Origin of the sequence: Paraburkholderia sp. UCT31 (assembly GCF_014397655.1) — a bacterium.
GTDB lineage: Bacteria > Pseudomonadota > Gammaproteobacteria > Burkholderiales > Burkholderiaceae > Paraburkholderia > Paraburkholderia tuberum.
Genome location: NZ_VZQP01000027.1, coordinates 23,003 through 46,258 on the forward strand (window position 1 = coordinate 23,003; position 23,256 = coordinate 46,258).

The 23,256-nt window shown below is 61.9% G+C and carries 21 protein-coding genes and 1 pseudogene; 15 read left to right on the plus strand and 7 right to left on the minus strand.

All coding sequences use genetic code 11. The features are described 5' to 3' along the window. Positions 1-12: 12 nt before the first annotated feature. The 5 genes from F6X40_RS22520 to F6X40_RS22535 all read right to left on the minus strand — a co-directional run bounded on the left by F6X40_RS22520 (position 13) and on the right by F6X40_RS22535 (position 4,520). Entirely contained in the window at positions 13-1,458 is a 1,446-nt protein-coding gene (locus tag F6X40_RS22520; RefSeq protein WP_187629274.1) for an adenylate/guanylate cyclase domain-containing protein, read from the minus strand. A 118-nt stretch (positions 1,459-1,576) separates the two neighbouring features. Then, positions 1,577-2,125, minus strand: a complete 549-nt coding sequence (locus F6X40_RS42465) for a hypothetical protein (protein WP_262421508.1) — start codon at positions 2,123-2,125, stop codon at positions 1,577-1,579. Between the two features lie 50 nt (positions 2,126-2,175). After that, complete coding sequence (locus F6X40_RS42470; RefSeq protein ID WP_262421509.1) at positions 2,176-2,766, minus strand: adenylate/guanylate cyclase domain-containing protein; 591 nt, start codon at positions 2,764-2,766, stop codon at positions 2,176-2,178. Between the two features lie 33 nt (positions 2,767-2,799). Beyond that, the gene (locus F6X40_RS22530; RefSeq protein ID WP_187629320.1) at positions 2,800-3,747 is read right to left on the minus strand and encodes a pseudouridine-5'-phosphate glycosidase; all 948 of its coding nucleotides are present in this window, start codon (positions 3,745-3,747) and stop codon (positions 2,800-2,802) included. A 110-nt stretch (positions 3,748-3,857) separates the two neighbouring features. Then, positions 3,858-4,520 (minus strand): dihydrofolate reductase family protein, encoded by a 663-nt coding sequence (locus F6X40_RS22535; RefSeq protein WP_187629275.1) that lies wholly within the window; start codon positions 4,518-4,520, stop codon positions 3,858-3,860. 264 nt (positions 4,521-4,784) lie between these two features. On the opposite strand from F6X40_RS22535, the gene F6X40_RS22540 reads away from it, so the two are divergent. The 4 genes from F6X40_RS22540 to F6X40_RS22555 all read left to right on the plus strand — a co-directional run bounded on the left by F6X40_RS22540 (position 4,785) and on the right by F6X40_RS22555 (position 7,815). Further along, positions 4,785-5,294 carry a DUF1269 domain-containing protein gene (locus tag F6X40_RS22540; protein ID WP_184073845.1) on the plus strand — a complete coding sequence of 170 codons (510 nt, stop codon included), beginning with the start codon at positions 4,785-4,787 and terminating at the stop codon, positions 5,292-5,294. A 146-nt stretch (positions 5,295-5,440) separates the two neighbouring features. Continuing rightward, positions 5,441-6,568: an aminotransferase class V-fold PLP-dependent enzyme gene (locus tag F6X40_RS22545; protein WP_184073843.1), complete on the plus strand. Its 1,128-nt coding sequence runs from the start codon at positions 5,441-5,443 to the stop codon at positions 6,566-6,568. Between the two features lie 233 nt (positions 6,569-6,801). Then, entirely contained in the window at positions 6,802-7,554 is a 753-nt protein-coding gene (locus F6X40_RS22550) for a hypothetical protein (RefSeq protein WP_187629276.1), read from the plus strand. Further along, positions 7,555-7,815 (plus strand): hypothetical protein, encoded by a 261-nt coding sequence (locus F6X40_RS22555; RefSeq protein WP_184055669.1) that lies wholly within the window; start codon positions 7,555-7,557, stop codon positions 7,813-7,815. It abuts the gene before it with no gap. 198 nt (positions 7,816-8,013) lie between these two features. Here F6X40_RS22555 and F6X40_RS22560 read toward each other — a convergent pair whose 3' ends face one another. Beyond that, positions 8,014-8,412, minus strand: coding sequence for a VOC family protein (locus F6X40_RS22560; RefSeq protein WP_184055671.1), 399 nt, complete (start codon positions 8,410-8,412; stop codon positions 8,014-8,016). A 452-nt stretch (positions 8,413-8,864) separates the two neighbouring features. Here F6X40_RS22560 and F6X40_RS22565 point away from each other — a divergent pair, with 452 nt between their 5' ends. The 4 genes from F6X40_RS22565 (at position 8,865) to F6X40_RS22580 (ending at position 12,523) form a co-directional block, all read left to right on the plus strand. Next, positions 8,865-9,203 (plus strand): P-II family nitrogen regulator, encoded by a 339-nt coding sequence (locus tag F6X40_RS22565; protein WP_026226100.1) that lies wholly within the window; start codon positions 8,865-8,867, stop codon positions 9,201-9,203. 28 nt (positions 9,204-9,231) lie between these two features. After that, entirely contained in the window at positions 9,232-10,656 is a 1,425-nt protein-coding gene (locus F6X40_RS22570; RefSeq protein WP_187629277.1) for an ammonium transporter, read from the plus strand. Positions 10,657-10,929: 273 nt separating this feature from the next. Next, complete coding sequence (locus tag F6X40_RS22575; protein WP_184073140.1) at positions 10,930-11,220, plus strand: hypothetical protein; 291 nt, start codon at positions 10,930-10,932, stop codon at positions 11,218-11,220. 136 nt (positions 11,221-11,356) lie between these two features. Continuing rightward, positions 11,357-12,523, plus strand: a complete 1,167-nt coding sequence (locus tag F6X40_RS22580) for a porin (RefSeq protein WP_187629278.1) — start codon at positions 11,357-11,359, stop codon at positions 12,521-12,523. A gap of 217 nt (positions 12,524-12,740) precedes the next feature. Here F6X40_RS22580 and F6X40_RS22585 read toward each other — a convergent pair whose 3' ends face one another. Then, the gene (locus F6X40_RS22585; RefSeq protein WP_222946131.1) at positions 12,741-14,534 is read right to left on the minus strand and encodes a hypothetical protein; all 1,794 of its coding nucleotides are present in this window, start codon (positions 14,532-14,534) and stop codon (positions 12,741-12,743) included. 381 nt (positions 14,535-14,915) lie between these two features. Between F6X40_RS22585 and F6X40_RS22595 the strand changes: the two are divergent. The 7 genes and pseudogenes from F6X40_RS22595 to aspA all read left to right on the plus strand — a co-directional run. Next, a pseudogene (locus tag F6X40_RS22595) lies at positions 14,916-15,164 on the plus strand (alpha/beta fold hydrolase); the annotation flags it as partial. Positions 15,165-15,169: 5 nt separating this feature from the next. Then, a complete protein-coding gene (gene lipA / locus F6X40_RS22600; RefSeq protein ID WP_187629281.1) occupies positions 15,170-16,138 on the plus strand; it encodes a lipoyl synthase in 969 nt (322 codons plus the stop codon). A 188-nt stretch (positions 16,139-16,326) separates the two neighbouring features. Next, the gene (locus F6X40_RS22605) at positions 16,327-17,730 is read left to right on the plus strand and encodes a DNA-binding protein (protein WP_187629282.1); all 1,404 of its coding nucleotides are present in this window, start codon (positions 16,327-16,329) and stop codon (positions 17,728-17,730) included. A 212-nt stretch (positions 17,731-17,942) separates the two neighbouring features. Further along, the gene (locus F6X40_RS22610) at positions 17,943-18,857 is read left to right on the plus strand and encodes a LysR substrate-binding domain-containing protein (protein WP_187629283.1); all 915 of its coding nucleotides are present in this window, start codon (positions 17,943-17,945) and stop codon (positions 18,855-18,857) included. 122 nt (positions 18,858-18,979) lie between these two features. Continuing rightward, on the plus strand, positions 18,980-20,275 hold the full coding sequence (locus F6X40_RS22615) for a dicarboxylate/amino acid:cation symporter (protein ID WP_184073154.1): 1,296 nt from the start codon (positions 18,980-18,982) through the stop codon (positions 20,273-20,275). Beyond that, positions 20,272-21,738 carry an aspartate/glutamate racemase family protein gene (locus F6X40_RS22620; RefSeq protein WP_187629284.1) on the plus strand — a complete coding sequence of 489 codons (1,467 nt, stop codon included), beginning with the start codon at positions 20,272-20,274 and terminating at the stop codon, positions 21,736-21,738. The genes F6X40_RS22615 and F6X40_RS22620 overlap by 4 nt, the downstream gene beginning before the upstream one ends. A gap of 95 nt (positions 21,739-21,833) precedes the next feature. After that, complete coding sequence (gene aspA, locus F6X40_RS22625) at positions 21,834-23,252, plus strand: aspartate ammonia-lyase (protein ID WP_187629285.1); 1,419 nt, start codon at positions 21,834-21,836, stop codon at positions 23,250-23,252. Positions 23,253-23,256 lie beyond the last annotated feature (4 nt).

Genomic DNA, 23,256 nt, shown 5'->3' on the forward strand with positions numbered 1-23,256 from the left:
CGCCGTAAGCCGTCACCACCCGGACACGATGCGATACACGCTTGCCCTGCCCTGGAGGCCGCGAAGCGGAGCCTCAAATTCGACGACAGTGCGGCCACCAAGGAGGTCGCGGACCCCAGGCGCACTATAGAGCGCTTCCGAAATGCAAATCTCCCCGGCGTCGGCGAGAGACTGCACGCGCGCGGCGACGTTGACGGCCTGACCGAAATAATCGAGATTGTCGTTCAGTGTCACCGCAATCGACGGCCCGCAATGTGCCCCGATCTTCAGGATGATCGCCGGTTCTCCACGTTCGCGATTGAAGCGTCCGATTTCCTCCACGATACTCAACGACGCGGAAACTGCGTCCGTTGGTCGACAAAAGACGGCCATCACAGCGTCGCCAATCGTCTTTACGATAGCGCCGGAATACCGTTGGGCGATCATCTCAAGCAAGGCGAAATGCTGTCTGACGAGGCCGTACGCATTCAGATCACCGATGCGTTCATACATGGCCGTCGAACCCTTGAGATCCGTGAAAACGAACGTCACTTGCCGAATCCCAAGGCCTTCCTTCTCGTCAACGTTCTCCGAGCGGAACAGGCGCCGGAAGGTTTGTCGCGCCACCAGCGCCCCGCCGGATAAATACGGTTCGAATTCGAGCGGCGGCTTGATGGCCTGAGCGACGACCTCTGGAGGCCAATTGATCAAGAGCAGCGACCCGCGCGTGCTCCCGGTATTCCTTACTTGAATGACGACAGGACCAGGCGGCACAACGGAGAGCGCCGGGGCAAACCGTTGACCGTCGTAACCGACCTGCAACAGTGTCGGCGAGGTAGCGGCCTCACCAGCGATCGGAACAATGAGAGCGGCTTGTGTCTCGACATTCACACCCGTCAAGGCACCGGGGCCAAGAACAGCCTGCAGGGTCGTCGTCGAAGCTGGCGGCAGGAACGTGAGGCCGCGCACGAGCCCCCGCAAGAAGTCGAGAAACCGGACTTGCTGGCCGGCGAACCGACCGTCACCGTTAAATCGCAGTTTCCAGTGGAAATCTTCAACGGAAAGCGACTCGGGATCGTGGAACGTCAGCCTCCGAAGTTCGGGCGATATTGAAAACGTGACCTGGATGAAGTCGTCGAGGTCGGTTTCGCCCGTAACGTCGCATAGCCCACAGACGTAATGGGTCTTGAGAGTGCGCAATGATCCGAAGCTGTGGAGGACCATTCCCGACTGCGGACAAAGAACGTCCCAGTTCATCTCGAACAATCCGTATCGCGCCGCATGAAGAAAGAGGTCAATGCATTCAGCCTCGCTTATGCCGCGATCTCGCGCAAACGCCAGCGGATTGACCCGGTAGACGGACAGTTCGTCGCCGCTCCTGATCAGAGTCTCGAGCTTGGAAATGACGCGCGGACTCCATGATCTCGCCTGCTCGATCGCGATCATTTTGCTCTCGAGAAGCCGATCGTCAATGTTCATCGTCGTGGCCAGGTCAACGGAAAACAGTCAGACACAACTGCCGTGTCATGTCGCTTTACCTTGGATTGCAAGATACGGGGATGGTTGGACGGCGTCAACAGGAGTGAGCGCGGCGACCTTATCCTCCTCTATCGGCCTCGCCCGAAAGCGCAGCCTCGATCGCCTGGAGCGCATAAAGGAAACCCAGGCCGCTGCCCTCCTGCCGTAGCCGCTGGAGTTCCTTCAGCGATGCCGGATCGCGATTGCCGGTTCCATGCGAGACAAGCGCCCGTGCGCGCGCCACGAAAAATCCGGAAAAAGGCGATGGCTCGCGGCGTGCGTAGTCTTCAAGGGCCGCAGCATGGTGCGCGGCCGCATCCCAGCGTTTGCGGTCGATGCATGCATCTATCGCATCACGTCGAAACAGAAAGTGGTTGTGGCTCACCGCTCCGGCCGCGAGCAAAGCTTCGCCCTCCGCGAGCGCCTGTGCGAAGACAACGGGGTCGTCCGTCGTGCGCGCGAGCACGCCGAGATAAGCGGGGCCCAGGTAGTAGTGAATGCGCGCCTCTTCGCGCAACAGGCCTTGGGAGGCTTCAGCGGCGTAGTCGAGGTCGGCCCATGCACCGTCGAGATCGTCGATGATCCGCTTCACCGTGGCCCGCCCGATCCATGCGCGGCAACGCTCCACGTCCGTCGTCGCATATTCGAGGGCGATTTCGAATGCATGAAGTGCCGACTTCATGTCGCCGAGGTCATGCAGGACGTTGCCATGTAGACACTCGAGACCGGCGCGCCGAATACTGCCATGACGCAGTCGCCGACGTGCTTGTCGACGTGCCCGCCATGCTGCTCGATGGTGCGGTCAACCTGCTCGAAGTAGCGATCGAGCACGGCGAGTACTTCCTCCGCGTCGACTTCACGGCTCATCCGCGTGAAGCCACACAGATCGGCGAACAGGACGGCGACCTGCCGTCGTTCGCCTTTCGCCTCGCCTGGGCTCGCGGCGCTATGCCGGAGCCCGGGGCGCGCCCGCAATTCGGTCAAGGCATCGAGCAGTTTGCGGCGATGACCAACCGACGCAATACCCAGTTCTTTCAGATCGTCCGCGGTGAGATCGCGAAGCACGTCGGCGTCGATGGCGTTCTCGCGAAACACCGGTTCATACCGCTCCATTCCGAGGCTGTGCAGCCACACGGCGACGTCCACGCGCCCTCCTGAGAGGAAGGTGTCGAATCCGTCGAAGATAGCACGGGGCTGGCTTCGTGGAGCCCTGCGCCCCGGGCGGCGGCAGCTTCGGCACTGGCTCGAAATGAGCGCGGTGGCCGTCAAGGAAATCACCAGTCGCGCGAAACGGCAGTGAGGCTACACCGCGCCTGTGCTGGGCTTTGAGCGTGCCAACGCTAGCGCCAGCCTTGCGCCGACCTCGGCGTTGTGTTTCACGAGCGCGATGTTTGTCGCCAGGCTGCGCCCGCCTGTCAACGCCTTGATGCGCGCCAGCAGGAAGGGGGTGACGGCCTTGCCGGTGATTCCTTGTGCAGCGGCCTCGTCGAGCGCCTGCTGGGTCAGCGCGTCGATCTCTTCGAACGACATCGCTGCGGCTTCCGGCACCGGAGTGCTCAACACCACACCGCCGTGGAGGCCCAGGTCCCACTTGGTGCGAATGAACCGTGCCTGTTCCTCCGCGTCGTCCAGCCTGAAGTCCGCGCGAAAGCCGCTGTCCCGCGTGTAGAACGCCGCAAAATTGTCCTGTTCGCAACTGAGCACCGGCACGCCGTGGGTTTCCAGGTATTCCAATGTGAGCCCGATGTCCAGGATGGACTTCGCACCGGCACAGATCACCGCCACCGAGGTCTTCGCCAGTTCCTGCAGGTCGGCCGAGATGTCAAAGGTTTCATGCGCGCCTCGGTGTACGCCGCCAATGCCTCCGGTGACGAAGACCTCGATGCCGGCCAACGCCGCACATATCATCGTGCCAGCCACGGTCGTGGCGCCCAGCCCGCCGCCGGCCAGCACGGCCGGCAGGTCGCGGCGGCTGACCTTATGTACGTGGTCCGATCGGCCGATCGTTTCCAGCTCGTCATCCGAAAGGCCGATGTGGATTCGCCCATCGATCAGCGCAATAGTCGCCGGCTCGGCACCCGCGTCACGGATCAAGGCTTCCACTTCGCGCGCAGTGCGAACGTTCTCCGGGTAGGGCATGCCGTGGGCGATGATGGTCGATTCCAGCGCCACGAGCGGGCGACCGGAGGCCTGCGCAGCGGCTGCAGGCGCGCTCCAGGTCAACCAGGAGCGTGCAAGGTCAGCAACCATGTCGATCCTTTCGGTGGTGTGATTCACTGAAGTATGCGGTACAAGACCGGTCCACTCAACGCGCGAGCCAAGGCCGCGGCCCGTCAGGGGCGTCGGCCTTCAGCGAATGGTTAGGCGTCCGTGTGCCCTTGGCGCCTTAGGACGACATGCGTGGCCTTCTCCGACGCTACGAATTCAACGCATTCGTATCCCAGAGCCCGCAAGTCGACCCCTTCGAACAGCGATTCTCCCCGGCCGAGCAGGACCGGCGCGACGGCAATGTGCAGATCATCGATGAGGCCCTCGCGAAGATACTGCTGAATTGTGTCCGGCCCACCGCCAATGCGCACGTCCATTCCGGCAGCGGCCTCGCGTGCACGGTCGAGCGCCTCGCGAATGCCTCCTGTTATGAAGTGGAACGTCGTGCCGCCTGCCATCTCGATGGGGGGACGAGCGTGATGGGTCAAGATGAAGACTGGAACGTGATACGGTGGATTGTCTCCCCACCAGCCTTTCCAGTTTGTGTCCGGCCAGTCCCCACGAATGGGTCCGAACATGTTCCGCCCAAGAATCCAGGCCCCGACATTCTGAAAGCCGCGGGCGGCGAAATCATCGTCAACCCCGGTCGTACCGTCGTACTTGCCGAACAAGGCTTGCTGGAACGTGTGTGTTGGGACTAGCCACTGATGCAGTTCCGTCCCGCCAACGCCGAGCGGATTGTTGATGTCTTGATTCGGGCCTGCACCGTATCCGTCGAGCGAAATGGTGAAGCCCGCAACGCGAACGCGTGTCATCGTTTGCCTCCGTTTAGACGCCTAACGTAATGTGGACCGCAAACCTGCATGGTTTGCCGGAACTACGCGAAATAGTCTGGCAGCAGATTTTTGCTCAACCCTATGTCTCCAGGAGAAGTTTTCAGAATTTGTAAGCTGGCATACAGCGGCGACCATCCATCCAAACACGGCACGCACCTGCCCGGAGCCAACTTTTGCCTGCCGCAGGCGTACGATGAACGGCATCGTCCCGTTTGAGGACGGCTTGATTGATGGAGGGTCGAGATGAGACGTCTTTATTTCCTCACATCTGACATGACGACGGCGAAGGCGATCGTAGACGACTTGCTGCGGGCGCGGATCACATGGCGACATATCCATGTTCTCGCGAATCACAGCGTCGCACTCGAACAGTTACCCGAGGCAACTTTGCTGCAGAGCAGCGACGTCGTGCACTCGCTCGAACGAGGCGTGGCGCTCGGCGGTGCGACCGGAGCGCTTGTCGGCCTCGTGGCGCTGGCGTTTCCTCCCGCGGAGCTCGCTATTGCGGGCGGAGCCGTCATCGCATTGACGTTGGCGGGTGCCGGCTTCGGGGCCTGGACGGCCGCGATGATCGGCGTCGCCGAACCGAATGCACGGCTCGAGCGCTTTCGGGACGCCATCCGTGACGGCCAGCTCCTGATCATGGCCGACGTGCCTGGATCGCGCGAACAGGAGATCGAGCTGATGGTCGCGCAGCATTTTCCGAAGGCCGATATCGAGGGCGCGGAGCCCACGACACCGATCTTCCCCTGAGAAGCAGTCGGGAGGAGGCGAGCGGCGCCACCTTTGGGGCGACTGCGATCGAAGAAGGGCGGGGGCGTCCCGGCCGATGCCGTTGCAGGCAGCTTTCGTTAGAATCTGTTTTCGATTCTTTTACTCGTCAATTACCGGAGGCGAACGTGCCAGGTTTACTTCCCGATGTCGACCGCGATGGACTCCTCGAATATTCGGTCGTCTACACCGACCGATCAATCAATCACATGTCGCAGCTCTTTCAAGGAGTCGTACGCGATATTTCCGGCGCCCTGAAAAAAGTCTACAACGCGAAGTCGGCCGTTATCGTCCCGGGCAGCGGGACTTTCGGCATGGAAGCCGTCGCCCGGCAGTTCGCGACGAACAGGAAGTGTCTGGTCATTCGCAATGGCTGGTTCAGTTTCCGCTGGTCGCAGATTTTCGACATGGGCGACATTCCGTCTGAATCGGTGGTGTTGAAGGCGCGTCCGGTCGAACGAGGTAGGCAGGCCGCATATGCACCGGCTCCGATCGAAGAAGTCGTCGCTGCGATCAAGGAAAACAAGCCGGATCTGGTCTTTGCGCCGCATGTCGAAACCGCATCCGGGATGATGCTGCCTGATGCCTACTTGCGCGCGGTGTCCGAGGCGGTGCATGCCGTCGGCGGCATGTTTGTACTGGATTGCATCGCCTCCGGTACGATCTGGGTGGACATGCAGGCCAGCGGCATCGATGTCCTGATCAGCGCACCGCAAAAAGGATGGAGCGCGTCACCCTGCTGCGCAATGGTCATGCTCAGCCCTCTCGCCCGCGAAAGAATCGACGCAACGACCAGCACCAGTTTCGCTTGTGATCTCGGGAAATGGCTGCAGATCATGGAAGCCTACGAGAACGGCGGGTTCGCGTATCACGCCACGATGCCCACGGACAGTCTCGCGACGCTGCGCGACGTCATGAAGGAAACTGAGGCATATGGCTTCGAGAAAGTCAGAGCTGAGCAGCTTGAACTTGGCAAGCGCATTCGCTCGCTCATGAGTGACAAAGGTTTCAAAAGCGTGGCGGCTGAAGGTTTTCAGGCTCCTGGCGTCGTGGTCTGCTATACGGACGATGACGGCATACGATCCGGCAAGAAATTCGCCGATGCCGGCTTGCAGATCGCGGCCGGTGTTCCCCTTCAATGCGACGAGCCAGAAGACTTCAAAACCTTCCGCGTCGGATTATTTGGCCTGGACAAACTGCATGACGTCGAAGGTGTGGTCGCCAGGCTCGCCAAGGCGTTGGACAGTATTCTTTAGAGCGTTTTTCCAAAGCACGTGCGCGTGGCTCGCTCTCGCGACCGGCCGCCGCACGGCGCCGCGAAACTTCATTTCTCATCCGACGCATCAGTCGGATAACCTTTTCAGTCTGCTCTTTTCATCCCGCCAGGACACCAGCTCTCAATCGGAGTTCCTAACACGCTTTAATTCGGCGTTTTTTGAGATGGTGCCTTGTTGCACAATCGGGCCTCCTTTATTGCCTGTGAGGCACTATGCATTCAGTTTCCCTGGGCTCTCATCGCGGCGCCCATGAAAGGCGGCACGGACATTTCTTTTCGATCAGCCTTAGCAGATCGTTCTACCTTCACATCGAGTCTCCCTGGCTGTTTGACGTGGACCGGTGGTTCCACTTTGCATTGCCGGCGAGCGTACCTCGCGAAGCACACGACGACACTGTGCAGGCCATGGAAGAAGCGCGCGCAGCGTGGCTACAACATAGCCCATCCGTGCTGGTGTCGCATCAGTCATACGAGTTACGCGATATGCTCGGCCGGAGTGAAAACCGCTTTCATATGCACAGGATGGACGACCATGAGATCGCCAAGGCCCTACACAACGAAGTGAAGAACGGCAACCTGCTCTTTGTTCCCGAACGGGACGAGATGCGCAAGTGCGTGCAGGCGATACGGCAGCAGCGGGAAAAGGCTTCCCGCTCAGCCGCCGTGCGTGCGCAGAAACCGGCCAACGCGGACATGCTAAGGTCGCTCTACCGCGACACCCCACGCGTGCCGCAGAACTTCGACAATGCGCAGCCGTTCAAGTACACACCGGACGCGATAAGCGACGATGTGCAGAGCATCGCGGCGCGCGGAGTGAGCGAAGCGCACGACGCAGAATGCCACGCGCAGTACGAACGAGACATGGACGAATGCACTGCCTATCGGATGGCAATGGGTGGGCAGAGATTCATGGATGTGTGCTCGCAGAGAGCATTTCAGAACTATCAACGATGCAGAGGATATTGAATGGCAACTCACCCCCAAAAGCGATGTGTCGTGGTCATGTGGTCGGAGGAAAAGCAGGCACTGGTCTCCTATACGCTTGACGTTGAAAAGGTGCTGGCGGTTACCACGCGACAGTTTCCTTTAGAACTGCCGGTGGCCGACTACAACAATACGCTGGACGATGAGTTCGCGCGTCGGTTCGGCGGGGCGACGCTCAATCTTCTCGCTCTCTCAAATCCTGAACTCAGGCCGTTCATCAAGATTACCTCGGCTAACGACTGACTTGCTGAATGGAAGCCCTCGACGGGATCATCGGGGGTGACGAATGCCTCAGGAAGTCAACCGAATGTCAGGTTCACTGAACAGTAGCCGACCCGATCCCGTCGACCGCTCGCGCCGCCTCGACGGCAATTTTCAAGTCGAAGCGGGTACCGCTTCGAAAATAGGCCGGTGTATAGCGTGTTCGGGGCTTTGCGAATGCTACGGAGTCACGGGATCGTGACAACAAACGCAAATCCTGTTTCCCTCCGGGTCGCGGAAGTACGCCCCGTAATAGTCCGGGTGATAGTGTGCTCGCAAGCCGGGAGGACCTTCGCAAGAACCTGAGTTTGCCAGCGCGCTAGCGTATGCGTTGTCGACTGAACGACGATCAGGCGCAAGCAATGCCACCATTTGACCGTTTCCGTGTTCTGCTGAGTTGCCATCATATGGCCTGCCGATAAGGAAGAGCGGGCGCGGCATACCCTCAGCCATCCAACCAGCCCACGGTTTATCTGGCTCGCAAAACTTCAGTCGATGTCCCAACTCGCTCATGACGGCCGAATAGAACTTCAACGCACGGTCAAAGTCATTAACCCCAACGAAAACATGCGAAATCATCCTGATCTGTTCCTGTTCGAATTGCGATGTCTTTGCACGTTATCACGGCGGAGTTGCGCTCGACCTCTTGAACGCTCGCGAGCGTCGGGCGTGCGAGTGGAAACCTGGAAGCTTCGATTAATGAATATGTAATGACGAGCGGCAGAACCGTGCACGCGTGCCCCCGATTGGACGCACGACAGGGGAACGCGCTCGCACATGGTGCCTGGGTACATTCAGTCCGTCCGCCGCATTCCGCCAAGAAGCCTTCTGACAGTGCTGCCGCCCAATCCCGCTCCCTTCCTCACAACATCCGTCTGACCGCTGAAGGACCCGAAGTTCGGCTCCTCCGATAATTCCCCGCTCCAATACCTGTCGTGCGAATGGCATGACAGTTGCTTTGAACGTCTCCGCGCGCTGAGCCGCGGTCATTCGCAGCGAGCATCGGGATGGGCGATCAACGGAGAGGCAAATTGAAACTAATCAGTGCGGTCATCAAGCCATTCAAGCTTGATGAGGCTCGAGAAGCCTTGTCATCGCTTGGCGTCTCTGGAATCACGGTTACGGAGGTCAAGGGTTTTGGGCGTCAGAAAGGGCACACCGAACTGTATCGGGGCGCGGAGTACGTCGTCGATTTCCTGCCGAAAGTGAAGATCGAGGTCGCCGTCCCGGACGACATCGTCGATCAGGCTATCGAGGCGATCGAGCGTGCGGCGCGTACCGGAAAGATTGGTGACGGGAAGATCTTCGTAACGCCGATCGAACAGGTGATCCGGATCCGCACCGGCGAGACCGGCGCCGACGCCCTATAAAAAAACACTGGGATAAGAGGAAAGAAAAATGCGCAAACTGTTGATGACGTTGTTGATGGCCGGCTCATTGCTCGCCGGCGGGCTGGGCTCCGCATTCGCGCAAGACGCCTCGGCGCCCGCGGCCGCCTCCGTGCCGGTCGCGCAAGCGTCCGCGGCTCCAGCGGCACCGGCCGCGGCGGATGCCGCTGCATCGGCACCGGCCACCCCGACCGCGCCGTTCTCGGTCGATTCATCGAAGATCAACTCCGGCGACACCGCGTGGATGCTGACCTCCACCGCGCTGGTGCTGTTCATGACGATCCCGGGTCTCGCGCTGTTCTACGGCGGCATGGTCCGCAAGAAGAACGTGCTCGCGACGCTGATGCAAAGCTTCGCGATCACCTGTGTGGTGACGATCGTCTGGACCGTGGTGGGCTACAGCCTCGCGTTCACGCCGGGCAGCTCGTTCATCGGCGGCTTCTCGCGCGTGTTCATGACGGGCATGAACTACATCAAGGGCGACAAGGCCACGACGCTGACCGTCAGCCATCTCGCGCCGACGATCCCGGAGACGGTCTACTTCGTCTACCAGATGACCTTCGCGATCATCACGCCGGCGCTGATCACCGGTGCGTTCGCGGACCGCATGAAGTTCTCGGCGATGCTGGTGTTCATGACGCTGTGGTCGATCATCGTCTACTCGCCGATCGCGCACATGGTGTGGGAGCCGAGCGGCTGGCTGGCTAGCGCGGGCATCCTCGACTTCGCGGGCGGCACGGTGGTGCACATCAACGCCGGTATCGCGGGTCTGGTCTGCTGTCTGGTGCTCGGCAAGCGCGTCGGCTATGGCAAGGAAGCAATGGCGCCGCACAACCTGACGCTCACGCTGATCGGTGGCGCGATGCTGTGGGTCGGCTGGTTCGGCTTCAACGCGGGTTCGGCCGTGGCAGCGGATGGCCGTGCCGGCTTCGCGATGTTCGCGACGCAGGTGGCGACCGCCGCGGCGGCGCTCGCGTGGATGTTCGCCGAATGGGCGGCCAAGGGCAAGCCGTCGGTGCTCGGTATCGTGTCGGGCGCGGTCGCGGGTCTGGTGGCGATTACGCCGGCGTCGGGCTTCGTCGGCACGCTCGGCGCGCTCGTGATCGGTATCGTCGCGGGTGTGGTCTGCTTCTGGGCGGCCACGTGGCTCAAGCACAAGCTCGGTTACGACGATTCGCTCGACGCGTTCGGCGTGCATTGCGTGGGCGGGATCGTCGGTGCGCTGCTGACCGGCGTGTTCGCGGTCAAGGACATCGGCGGCGCGGACGGTGACGTGATGCTGCAACTCAAGGGTGTCGCGACGACGCTGATCTACAGCGGGGTGGTCTCGTTTGTTCTGCTCAAGGCAATCGACGCAGTGATGGGGTTGCGTGTCGCCGAGGAAGAAGAGCGCGAAGGACTGGACCTGGTGCTGCATGGCGAGGCGGTCGAATAACGGTTGCGCCGCGGATGGAGCGGGTACGACGGTCACCGCCCCTCCTTTGGGGTGCCGCGTACCTGCCGGGATCGCTGCCATGCGGGGCAGGGCGCCCGCGTGCCTTGGGTTGGGGCCTGGCGCTTACAGCGGCCAGGCCGCGACAGAAGTCGGAGCACCCTCCGTACTTGAGAGCATGCGGGTGTCTGCCAGGTACGCGCCCGTACTGCCGAAGTTCGGCCAGACGAGCGAGGAGGTCGTGCCGGGTTCGAGCAACCGGATTTCCGCCAGCCGATGAAAAAGAATAATCAGCAGCGTGTTGTCGTACTGGTTGTTCTCATATCGCAAATCGCCTTTTTGGCAATGTTCGCATTCGCCGAACATGTCGTCAGGCATAACAGATGGCTCGCCGCAGGATTCGGATTCGACTTTTTATTCGGGCTGATTCTGTCGGTCGGCTTTGTCGGGATGTGGCGCACGCGCGCCGTCGATTCAGATTTTCTCGGATTTCTTCTGGCCAATCCGGTTGATCTGGCGATCGTGATTGCGACCGCCGGTCAGCTAGTGGCCATTCTGCTCGTTTGATGCGATTGGAAAGCACATTTCGATTTAGAAGCAGATCGGCGCGAGCTGACTATCCCAGGTGGAATGTCCCGGGGTGGAACTCCAATTAAGAAAAAGCTGTTCTATTTTTCTGTAATCGCAAATGGGGCATAAAGACATGAAAAGAGCCTTGCTGGCAATCGGGATCCTCGGCGTATTTTCGGTTTCCGCGTATGCGCAAAACAGCGTGACCCTGTACGGTCTTATCGACACGGGACTCATCTATACCAACAACCAGGTCGGTCATAGCAATTGGCAAATGGCGACCAGCTCCACGCAGAATACGGTGTTTGGCCTCAAGGGTACTGAAGATCTGGGAGGTGGTGTTCGTACGATCTTCAAACTCGAGCAGGGCTTCAATCTAAACAACGGTAGCCAGGCCTTTCCGGGTGACGCCTTCGGTTCTCAGGCCTGGGTCGGGTTGCAAAGCGACAATCTCGGCACCGTGACGTTGGGCCGCCAGTTCGATGTGCTGAACGACCAGCTCGGACCGATCACCGCGGGGAGCAACACGTGGGGTGGCAACCTCGCCGCACACCCGTTCGAGAACGACAACCTGGCGGCTGATTCGGTGGTCGTCAACAACTCGGTCAAGTATGTGAGTCCGACCTATGCCGGCGTGACGTTCGAAGGCATGTATTCGTTCAGCAACAAGGCGGGAGGATTCGCTGACAATCGCGCGTATGGCTTTAGCGTAGGTTATGCGCAGGGCCCAGTGAATCTTGCTGGCGGGTACCTGCAGTTCAATAACGCAGGCGGCGGCGTATCGGGCACGAATCCGAATGGGGCAATCGCGCAGGGCGACGGCAGCGCGAACTTCATCGCGGAGCGCCAGCGTATCTGGGGCGCCGGCGGCAATTACACGTTCGGCCCCGCAACTGTCGGATTCGTGTGGAGCCATACTCAGATCGACAACATGGCGGGCGTCATCTCGCTGGGCCTCGGCAGCTATCTGCCGCTTGGCGGCAATCTGCGATTGGACAATTACGAGGTGAACGCACACTACTCGGTGACGTCCGCGTGGAGTGTATCCGGTGCCTATACGTTCACTGACGGTGCTTACAACCAGGGGGCCACGAAAGCCTCTCCAAAATGGAATTCGGTCATGCTGCAGACCGACTATTCGTTGAGCAAGCGTACCGACGTGTACCTGGAAGGCGTCTATCAGCATGTTCATGGCGCGCCGGCGGATTCCGTGCTCGCAGATGCGATGATCAATACCCTCTCGCCATCGTCGACGGGCACGCAGGTCGCGGTCACCGTGGGACTGCGACACCAGTTCTGATCTTCTGATTGCACGAATCGTGCGCTGTAGCGATGCGGCTGTGGGCGTAACGTGATGCACGGACACAGCCGCGTTGCAACAGGGGTCGCCTGACTTGCAACTTGTCGCCCCGGACTACGAGACCTATCGCGGTCTCGGCCGGGACGGGTTATCCGTCAACGTCTCACGCAGGTCGAATTGACCGTAGGCAGCGCGCGGACTCAGCGAGTGCGCACGCTCAGCTATCGGGATGGCTCGCGACAAAACTCGCGAACGCATTGTACGGAAGCGCAAGCGCCGTGCCGTTGATCATCAGACCGTAAGTTGCGTCCCCGCTATCGAGCTCGTAATACATCGCCGATTGAATGTTCTTCGTCTTTCTCGCCTGATAGTAAGTGAGCAGGCGCGACGTGATGTAGTTGGCCCGGTACGCCTCGGTCTTCTCCGGTCCTGTGTTCCATTCCGAGATCACGAAGGGGACGCCATATCGGGCCTTGCAATAGGTGGGCAAATCGAAGCCCGGGCCGGACCCGTCGGAGCCGATATCGAAGATGTCGCCGTACACCTCGTAGTTGTGCCACGTAGTCAAGTCCCACCTGACGGTCGGATGGCCGCTCGTGCCATCGGGCTGCCTGCCATCCCACAGAGCGTCGGATGCGCCGGTGTCCGCGACGCAAAAGTTGACGCCGCATTTAGCATCCGCCTGCACCGACTTGACCCCGTCGATCATGCCGCGCATCACGCCGCGCATCAGCGGCCAGTTCGCATTGTTGAAGTCGACGACGCTCGTTCCTGCGTTGGTGGGGTCGAGAATGATCCCGTTCGCGCGCGTCAGTTCGTTGCCGCATTCATACAGGGTCACGCCGTGGGGTTGCAACGCCGTCGCGACAGTTACCGCGCAATTGAAGCCGCGTGTATAGGCCGCCGATTCGCTCGTGAACAGGTTGCCGTTACCGTCGTAGATGCCGGCATCGGTCAGCACGAAAAGGGTCAAGCCCGCTGGCTGGAATGCTTGTGCCAACGCCACGACCGCGGCGAGTTGCGGTGCGTAGTCGGTACAGCTGAGCCGGTACGTCGAACAGCCCAGGGCTTGCATGATCGACACGAGCTGCGACGTCGAATACAAATAATCGTAATGCCCGTTGATACCGTGAAACGAGCCGGCCGGCGCCGCGGTCGCGATGCGCGGATCGTTGCACGGCAACCATTCATCCGCATCGGCGCACACGTAGAACTGACCGCCGGTCGATTGTGCCCAGAACTTGCCGCCGTACCACAGCAGAAGCGCAGCATTCGACATTGTGCCGACGGCACTCCGATTGCGGTACACGACACCGTTCACGACGGTCCATATCGCGCCGACCTTGTCGATCAGATACGACGCGGGCGGGATCATGGTGCCGTCGACGGAGGTGCCGCCCAAACGTGGGTCATTGCACGACTGCCATCCCGAACCATTCCATCCGTAAAATTGGCCGCCGGTTCCCTCGTGATAGATCGTACCCCCGTACCAGAGTATCAACGAGACGTTGTAGGTGTTGCCCGCCGCGACACTGTTCCTGTAGACGGATCCGCCGACCAGGGTCCACGACGCGTTCTGGCTGTCGATAATCACCGTCGCCGGGGGGATGGTCGTGTTCTGTGGCGAAGCGTTCGAAGCGTTGCCGGGTGACCCCGAGTTCGGGTCCGATGGAGCGCCAGAACTGTCGCCCGAGGTCGAGCCGGACGTACCGGTGGAGGCTGTTCCAGTCGAGGCGGTCGGCGACGAGCCGTTCGCCACCGTCGTCGTGCCGCTAGTCGAAGTCGCAATACCGGAACTGGTCGTGCCGGTCGAGGTCGCGATACCGGAGGTTGCCGTGCCCGTAGAGGGTGCCGCCGTCGTGCTCGACGGGTTCGTGGAATTGCCCGTGGACGAGCCGCCGGCATCCGCAGTACCGCTATCACCACCACCACCACCACCGCCGCACGCGCTCAATACGACGCTTCCGCCGAGCGCAGTGAGACAACCAAGAAATTGACGTCGCGCAATCATGACAATAGCGCGAGCTGCCGCGAGGCGGCCCGCAAGGAATCCGGAGAGAAGTTGGGGAGTCCTTCGGGTCGCGAGTGCGTCGCGTGAGCCGTTCAGGACATTCGATGCGCGGTCGTGGGTGGTCTCTCGTTGCGACCGATCACTGAGTCCGGCAAGTCATGCCTGTCTGTCGGCACAAACTGCGCGTGGGAGCAGGGTTGTGCCGAAATAAAATCTTTTCGCTCGCGATGTACGAACTGCGAAAAGATTTCACTCTGCGGGTGAGGGCGTGGGAATCGGACGCTGTCTGCACAGCGGCAGACTCAGACGGGCGATCGAGATGCCGCTTATGTGCGATGCGGCCCGACGATGCCCAGCCGCGCGATGCGCCGGTACAGCGTCGCGCTGCGCAAGATTGCCGCGTCCGCGTTCGAAGGCGGGGTGCAAAGCCGCATCTATCGCGAGCGGCTCGACACGCTCGCGCCTCGCACGCTGGTGATCTGGGGGGCGCAGGACCAGATCATTCCTGCCGCGCACGCGCAGGGGCTGCCCGCTCAGGTGCGTGTGCACGTGATCGACGGCAAAGGACACATGGTGCAGATGGAGGCTGCATCGGAGGTGAACCGCCTGCTCAACGAGTTCTTCGGATAACCGCGATGGACGCCGCTCCTCATACCGACAGCCTCACGGCGCTTGGCCAGCATGGCAAGCGCAACCGCGACAAGCTCGCCCGCATTCCGGTGAAGATCGTGCCGGCGGACCATTCGACCGCATTGCCGAAGCCGCCCTGGCTGCACGCGCGGCCGATGATGAGCGAAACCGTCGCGGGCATGGCGGCGGTTCTGCGCGAGCACAGCTTGCATTCGGTCTGCGAAGAGGCGATGTGTCCGAACATCGGCGAGTGTTTCGCGCAGCGCACCGCGACATTCATGATCATGGGAGGGATCTGCACGCGGCGCTGTGCGTTCTGCGACGTCGCGCACGGACGGCCGCAAGCGCTCGACGACGACGAGCCCGCGCGGCTTGCCGACGCCGTCGCGGCGCTCGGGCTGCGCTACGTCGTGATTTCATCGGTGGACCGCGACGATCTGCGCGACGGCGGCGCCGCGCACTTCGCGCGTTGTATTGCGCTCGTGCGCGAGCGCGTGCCGGGCATTCGCGTGGAAATCCTGACGCCGGATTTTCGCGGGCGAATCGACCGCGCGCTCGATGCTCTGTCCGGGGCGTGGCCAGACGTTTTTAATCACAACATCGAGACGGTGCCGTCGCTGTACCGGGCGGCACGGGCCGGCGCGGACTACCTCGGTTCGCTCGAACTGCTATCGCGCGCGAAACGCCAGAACGCGGCGGTGTTGACCAAATCCGGCCTGATGGCCGGGCTCGGCGAGACCGACAGCGAACTGCTCGCGACGATGCGCGATCTGCGTGCCCATGACGTCGACGTGCTGACGATCGGCCAGTATCTCGCGCCGTCGCGGTTTCACATGGCGGTGCGGCGATACGTGCCGCCCGCGACGTTCGACATGCTACGCGACGAAGGTTTGAAGATGGGGTTCATCGAAGTGGTGTCGGGGCCGCTCGTGCGGTCGTCGTATCACGCGGATCGGATCGCCGGAAAGCTCTGAATGCATGTGTGCCGGACCTTTGGTGGCGCAATCCGATGAATACCTCCCCGTAACCTCGGCTTTTCGAACGATTGACCGCCGGGGAAGTACTCGACAATTCGTAGGTATGCGAGGCGAGTCCCAGCGCGGGGCCGCCTCCCGAACGACGAAACGGTATTCGTCACCACGTGCACTTTGTCGAGGCAGGCATGTCAAGCAACATTACGATCACGGACGAACTCGTCGCTGAAATCGCAAACCGGATGGCCGAAGAGGGCGAGAAGGTGTCTCCGGTAGCCATCTGGTCCGAAGTCCATACAGGCTCGGTGGTCGCGGTGGCAGCGGCATTGCGCAAGTGGCGTGAAACGCGCGCCCCGCGGGTGCCGCAGGTCGTCGAACGTCCGGCTTTGCCGGAAACCGTGACCGATACCATGCGCGATGCGCTCGACCGGCTGTGGAGCTCAGCGCAGGATGAAGCTGAACGCGCAGTGGCGCGACGCCTCGCCGCGATGCGCCAGCGCGTCGAGGACGCCAGCGACGAGCGCGACGACGCGCTTGCGGAACTGCAAACCACCGTCCAGGAACTCGATGCGCTGCAAGTCCAACTGGATAAGATGACGAGCGCCTACGACGAGAAAGTCGACGCAGTAGCCGGTCTCGAAGAGGACATTGCGCTCGCCGTGCAACGGACCGACGCGGCGGAGAAGCGCGCGCAGGAACTTGCTGAGCGCGTTTCGCTCCTCGAAGCGGAACTGCAGAGCGCGGAACTGGCCGCGGAGCGCCGAGCCGTTTCGCACGAGGAGACCGACGCCGCGGGCGAGGGCGAGGTGGCGAACGAGTCGGCTGGGTCAGTCGTCGAAACGCCGGCCGACGAAACGGAGCGTGCGGCGCTGGAAGCGGCGCATTCCGAAGCGGTCGCTCGTCTTCAAAGCGAGCTCGAAGCGATTCGCGCGGAGCTGCAGGCCGAGCAGGAAGCGCACGCGACCCGCCGGGAAGAGGTCGCGGGCGCGCAGGCTGAACGCAATGCCGCCGCACTTGAATTGCAGAATGTCCAGACGCAGATCGCCGGCCTGACCGATGAGCGTGACGCGGGCGCCTCCGAAATCGCGAGACTGTCGGCCAGCTTGTCGGAGGCGCAGGAGCGTGCCGACGCGGAGCAGCAGCGCGCGGCCGAACTGGCCGAAAGCGCGGTGGCGAGCGAGAACGTCGCGGGCCCGGAGTCGGCGTCGCCGGTGACTGCCGACTCTCAGCAGCTCGAGGCATTGAAGGCGCAGATGACGCGCGACGCGGACGCGCATGCCGCCGCAATTGCCGAAGCGCGGGAGACCGTCAGGAAATGGTCCGACTACTCGAACGCACTGAAGCAGCAACTGGCTCAGGCGAATGAAAAAATGGTGGTCGTCCTTGCCCGCGGCGCAGGCGAAGCGACATTGAGCCGCCGGCTTGCCGCTGAACTGGGCCAGATCAAGCCGGAGCATGAATTGCTGCGCAAGGAGATTCAGCAGCAAGTGGTCGTCGAAACGATCAACGCTCACCTCGAGAAACAAGGCTACCGCTACGACGAGAAGACGGGTTTGGTGTCAAAGCTGAACACCGAAACCTCGCCGGCGTGACGGGATCGTCGATGGGATGGCGCGCGTCGCGAGCATGGCGACGCGCAATGGGCTCGTAGGGAGGGCTCGCATTACGGGATCGATGATTACCTTGAAGTACCTGTGCATGGCGGTTTGACGCCGGTCCGATAGTCAGCGTGCGGCGCGGCCAGGCGTAGAATTGCGGGCGCAGCGGCGAGTCCATTCGTCGCCGGACCGGAGACCGACGGCTGATGGAAATCAAGTGGATCGAAGACTTCATCGCGCTCGCCCGCTATCAGAGCTTTTCCCGGGCGGCGGAGTTTCGCAACGTCACGCAGTCGGGTTTCAGCAGACGGATCCAGTCGCTCGAACAATGGGTCGGCGCCGATCTCGTCGATCGCAGCGGCTTTCCGCCGACCCTGACCCCGGCAGGGCAACTGTTTCGTGACGCGGCCGAAGACGTCCTCGACAAGCTGTTCGACACGCGCGCCATCATTCGCACCGAACAGCGCATCGCCGGCACGAGCCTGCAGATCGCAGCCGGCCACACGATCGCGCTCAACTTCCTGCCCGCGTGGCTGCGCACGCTGTCCAAGCATGTCGGCGAAGTGCGCGCGCGCGTGATTCCGGCGAACGTGCACGATTCGATACTGATGCTGGTCAACGGCAACTGCGAGCTGATGTTCGCTTATCACCATCCGCAGCTGCCGTTGCATCTCGATCCGACCAGGTACGAATGCGTGACCGTGGGCGTCGATACTTTCATGCCGGTATGCAGGCCCAATCAGCGGCTTGCGCACGTGTACCGTCTGCCCGGCGTGATCGAACATCCGATGCCGTTCATCGCCTATACGGAGACGAGCTACTTTGGGCGCTGCTTCGCGTTGCTGATGGAGCAGAGCAAAGCGTCGCCCGCCTTGCATCTTCACTATGAATCCGACATGGCCGAGGTCGTGAAGAAGCTCGTGCTGGAAGGCGAGGGTGTCGCCTGGCTGCCGAAGAGCTCGATCGCCGCCGAACTCGACAGCGGCCAGCTTGTCGCCGCCGGCCGCTCCGAATGGCAACTGGAGCTGGAGTTGCGCGTGTATCGCGACCTCACGAACCGCACTGAACTGCTCGATACGCTGTGGCGGCATCTGCGGGCCTCGTCGGGGTCAGCCGAATAGCGCCGCCAGGGTTATCCCGCGTTATGCGAAACTTGCATAGCCGTATGCAACACTAGCATTCACGTCTTTTCTGCCGTCTCTAGAATTCCGTCCAGTCACAAATAATCTCAGGACGGAGACACATGAAGAATCGGCTTACCCTCTACATCCTCGCCGGCATGCTGCTCGGCGTGGCCGTCGGTTATGTCTGCCATCGCACGGCGGCCGATGCCGCGCAGGCAAAGGAGATCGCCGGCTACTTTTCCATCGTCACCGATATCTTCCTGCGGCTCGTGAAGATGATCATCGCGCCGCTGGTGTTCGCCACGCTCGTGTCAGGTCTCGCCGGCATGGAAGGCACGAGCGACGTGCGCCGCATCGGTCTGCGCTCGATCGCGTGGTTCCTGTGCGCGTCGCTGTTCTCGCTCGCGCTCGGCCTCGTGCTCGCGAACCTGCTGCAACCGGGCGCGGGCTTGCACATGTCCCAGACGAGCGCTGACGTGGCCACCGGCCTCAACACGTCGAGCCTGAACTTCAAGGACTTCGTCACACACGCTTTCCCCACCAGCATCGTCGATGCGATGGCGCGCAACGATATCCTGCAGATCCTCGTCTTCTCGGTGATGTTCGGCATCGTGCTCAGCGTGATCAAATCGGACCCGCGCGTCGCGCCGCTGATCGCGGGCGTCGAAGGGCTCGTGCCCACCATGCTGAAACTGACCGACTATGTGATGCGTCTCGCGCCCGTCGGTGTGTTCGGCGCGCTGGCATCGGCGATCACGGTGCATGGCCTCGACGTGCTGACGACGTACGGCAAGCTCGTCGCCAGCTTCTATACGGGGCTCGCGCTGCTGTGGGCGGCGCTGATCCTCGCCGGCTACGCGTTTCTCGGCAAGCCGGTCTGGGCCTTGCTCAAGGCGATCCGCGAACCCGCGATGCTGGCGTTCTCCACCGCGAGCAGCGAGGCGGCATATCCGCGCCTGACGGAGAAGCTGGAGGAATTCGGCGTCGACAAGAAAGTGGTCGGCTTCACGTTGCCGCTCGGCTATGCGTTCAATCTCGACGGCTCGATGATGTATCAGGCCTTCGCCGCGATCTTCATCGCGCAGGCGTTCGGCATCGACATGCCGATCGGCACGCAGATCGTGATGCTGCTCGTGCTGATGGTGAGCAGCAAAGGCATGGCGGGTGTCGCGCGCGGCTCGGTGGTGGTCGTCGCGGCCGTGGCGCCGATGTTCCATTTGCCGCCATCGGGCGTCGTGCTGGTGCTCGCGATCGACCAGATTCTCGACATGGGGCGCACGGCGACCAACGTGATCGGCAACAGCATCGCGACGGCAGCCATCGCGAAGTGGGAGGGCCAGCGCGTGACGCGGCAGGAACGCCGCACGGCGATGGCGACGGCTTCGTTCGGCCGGCTCGAAGGCGAGACGAAATGAGCGGCATGGACGCAACGTCTGCCACGAGCGCGCGCAAATTCGGCGTGGTGGGCGGGCTCGGCCCGCTCGCGAGCGCGGACGTGTTCTTCAAACTGATCAAATCGACGCCGGCCACGCGCGACGCCGAGCACTTCGATGCGATCTTCGAGCAGCAGCCGTTTCGCAGCGCCGATGCCGACAGCGAGACGTTGACGCAGCGCAAGCTGTACATCTTCGATCTGATCAGCAGCTTCGAGAAGCGCGGCGTGACGACGGTCGTGCTGCCGTGCTTCCTGAGTCACACGTTCATCGACGAACTGAAAGCCAATTCGCTGCTGCAGATCGTCGACATGATCGATGCGGTGCGCAGCCACGTGCGCAGAAGATTTCCCGCGGTGCGCCGCGTGGGCGTGCTCGCGTCGGCGCATACGCGGCGCAGGCGCCTGTTCGAGAAGTACTTCGCGGCGCCCGAGTTCGAAGTGATCCACCCGCGCATCGGCGACGGCATCGATTTCGTCACCGAGGCCGTTTATGGCGAGGATGGCGTGAAGAGCGGCAATCTGCGTGGCCGTCCGGCCGAGTTGCTGCGGGCGGCGTGCGAGGACCTGATCGAACAGGGCGCCAACGTCATCGTGCCGGGGCTCACCGAGATCGCGCTGGTCGCGGACGAACTCGGTGCGTTGCGCGTGCCGCTCGTCGATTCGAACCTGGCTTATGCGCAGTACGTGGTGTCCGGCCAGTACCACACGCCCGAGACGATTTTCAAGGTCGGCGTGGTGGGCGGCGTGGGTCCGGCGGCCACCGTCGATTTCATTCACAAGATCGTGCGCGCGACGCCCGCGCGGCGCGATCAGGACCACCTCAAGCTGCTCGTCGAGCAGAACCCGCAGATCCCGGATCGCACGGAGAATCTGATCGGCGATGGACCAGACCCGACCATCTCGCTCTATGCGACCTGCAAGAAACTCGAAACGGGCGGCGCGGATCTGATCGCGATCCCGTGCAATACGGCGCATGCCTTCGTCGAGCGGATACAGCCTTATCTCGGCGTGCCGATCGTCAATATGCTGACGGTGACGGTGCGTTATCTGCGCGAGTCGTTTCCCGCGCTGCGCTCGGTCGGCGTGCTCGCGACTTCCGGCACGCTCGCGAGCGGCGTCTACGAAAAGGCGCTCGAATCGCACGGCTTGCGGCAGGTCGTCCCGGCACCCGCGCTGCAGGCGCGCGTGATGGACGCGATCTACGGCAACAAAGGCGTGAAGGCCGGATTCACGGCGGGGCAGTGCCAGCAAGACCTCGCCGCGGCGATCGACGGGCTTGTCGCCGACGGCGTCGAAGTGATCGTTCTCGGCTGCACGGAACTGCCGCTGCTGATTCGCGGGCCGTATGTGATCGGCGCGAACGGCGTGCGCGTGAGCGTGGTCGATCCGACCGACGTGCTCGCGAAGCAGTGTGTCGCCTGCGCGACAGCGCCGCCTCGATAACCCAACCGCATCACCCAGTCAATGCGACGGACCTGCACACGAGGTGTGCCGGATGACCCCGCTCGCCTGTCGATTTCAGAACCTGAGAGGTAATCATGCTTGCACCGACCGAACGTATCGAACACGACCTTCTCGGCGATCTCGCCGTGCCCGCGACCGCGTACTACGGCGTACACACGCTGCGCGCGCTGCAGAACTTTCCCATCACGGGTATTCCGATCTCCGTGTATCCGAACCTCGTCAACGCACTGGCGAGCGTGAAAGAAGCCGCCGCGCTCGCGAATTACGATCTCGGCCTATTGAGCGCAGTGAAGATGCAGGCCGTCGTGCACGCATGCAGGCAGGTGCGCTCAGGCACCGCGCACGAGCATTTCGTCGTCGACGTGATTCAGGGCGGCGCGGGCACGTCGACCAACATGAACGCGAACGAGGTCATCGCCAATCTCGCGCTCGAACATCTCGGGCAACAGCGCGGCGAATACGCGGTTCTCCATCCGAACGAGGACGTGAATCTCGGCCAGAGCACCAACGACGTCTATCCGACCGCGCTCAAGATCGCCACGTACGCGGGCATCATGCAACTGGTCGACGCGATGGGCGTGTTGCGCGCATCGTTCGAACGCAAGGCGGTGGAATTCGGCAACGACCTGAAGATGGGCCGCACGCAGCTTCAGGACGCCGTACCGATGACGCTCGGCCAGGAGTTCAGCACCTTCGCTGTGATGCTCGGCGAAGACGAAGAGCGGCTGAAGGAAGCGGCCCAGCTCATCTGCGAAATCAATCTCGGCGCGACGGCGATCGGCACCGGCATCAATACACATCCGGAATACGCGCAGCTTGCATGCAGGCACTTGAGCGAAATAACCGGTATCGCGTTGACCACGTCGCCGAATCTGATCGAAGCGACGCAGGATGTCGGTTCGTTCGTGCAACTCTCCGGTGTACTGAAGCGCGTCGCCGTAAAACTCTCCAAGACCTGCAACGATCTTCGCCTGCTTTCGAGCGGTCCTCGCGCGGGCCTCGGCGAAATCAACCTGCCGCCGGTGCAGGCGGGTTCGAGCATCATGCCGGGCAAGGTGAATCCGGTGATTCCGGAGGTCGTCAACCAGATCGCGTTCGAAGTCATCGGCAACGATGTGACGGTGAGCTTCGCCGCCGAAGCGGGGCAGCTCCAGCTCAACGCGTTCGAGCCGATCATCGCGCACAGCCTGTTCAAGAGCGTCGCCCATTTACGCGCAGGGTGCCTCACGCTCGCGTCGAAATGCGTCGACGGCATTACCGCGAATCGCGAGCGGCTGCGCGCGATCGTCGAGAGCTCGATCGGCATCGTGACCGCGCTGAACCCGTACATCGGCTATACGCACTCGACCGAAGTCGCGAAGGAAGCGCTTGCGTCGGGCAAAAGCGTCGCGCAGATCGTGATCGACAAAGGGCTGTTGAGTCAGGCGCAGCTCGACGAGATTCTTCAACCCGCCATGCTGACGCAACCAAGAAAGATGTCGTCGGCGGCGTGAGCGA

Bases quoted from the DNA above. Each gene is read 5' to 3' on its own strand.
- F6X40_RS22530 (WP_187629320.1), bottom strand. From the start codon at position 3,747: ATGGTTGCTGACCTTGCACGCTCCTGGTTGACCTGGAGCGCGCCTGCA.
- F6X40_RS22575 (WP_184073140.1), top strand. From the start codon at position 10,930: ATGAAAAAGAATAATCAGCAGCGTGTTGTCGTACTGGTTGTTCTCATA.
- aspA (WP_187629285.1), top strand. From the start codon at position 21,834: ATGCTTGCACCGACCGAACGTATCGAACACGACCTTCTCGGCGATCTC.
- F6X40_RS22535 (WP_187629275.1), bottom strand. From the start codon at position 4,520: ATGACACGCGTTCGCGTTGCGGGCTTCACCATTTCGCTCGACGGATAC.
- lipA (WP_187629281.1), top strand. From the start codon at position 15,170: ATGGACGCCGCTCCTCATACCGACAGCCTCACGGCGCTTGGCCAGCAT.
- F6X40_RS22560 (WP_184055671.1), bottom strand. From the start codon at position 8,412: ATGATTTCGCATGTTTTCGTTGGGGTTAATGACTTTGACCGTGCGTTG.
- F6X40_RS22620 (WP_187629284.1), top strand. From the start codon at position 20,272: ATGAGCGGCATGGACGCAACGTCTGCCACGAGCGCGCGCAAATTCGGC.
- F6X40_RS22540 (WP_184073845.1), top strand. From the start codon at position 4,785: ATGAGACGTCTTTATTTCCTCACATCTGACATGACGACGGCGAAGGCG.
- F6X40_RS22570 (WP_187629277.1), top strand. From the start codon at position 9,232: ATGCGCAAACTGTTGATGACGTTGTTGATGGCCGGCTCATTGCTCGCC.
- F6X40_RS22520 (WP_187629274.1), bottom strand. From the start codon at position 1,458: ATGAACATTGACGATCGGCTTCTCGAGAGCAAAATGATCGCGATCGAG.
- F6X40_RS22610 (WP_187629283.1), top strand. From the start codon at position 17,943: ATGGAAATCAAGTGGATCGAAGACTTCATCGCGCTCGCCCGCTATCAG.
- F6X40_RS22550 (WP_187629276.1), top strand. From the start codon at position 6,802: ATGCATTCAGTTTCCCTGGGCTCTCATCGCGGCGCCCATGAAAGGCGG.
- F6X40_RS22605 (WP_187629282.1), top strand. From the start codon at position 16,327: ATGTCAAGCAACATTACGATCACGGACGAACTCGTCGCTGAAATCGCA.
- F6X40_RS22615 (WP_184073154.1), top strand. From the start codon at position 18,980: ATGAAGAATCGGCTTACCCTCTACATCCTCGCCGGCATGCTGCTCGGC.
- F6X40_RS22555 (WP_184055669.1), top strand. From the start codon at position 7,555: ATGGCAACTCACCCCCAAAAGCGATGTGTCGTGGTCATGTGGTCGGAG.
- F6X40_RS22580 (WP_187629278.1), top strand. From the start codon at position 11,357: ATGAAAAGAGCCTTGCTGGCAATCGGGATCCTCGGCGTATTTTCGGTT.
- F6X40_RS22585 (WP_222946131.1), bottom strand. From the start codon at position 14,534: ATGATTGCGCGACGTCAATTTCTTGGTTGTCTCACTGCGCTCGGCGGA.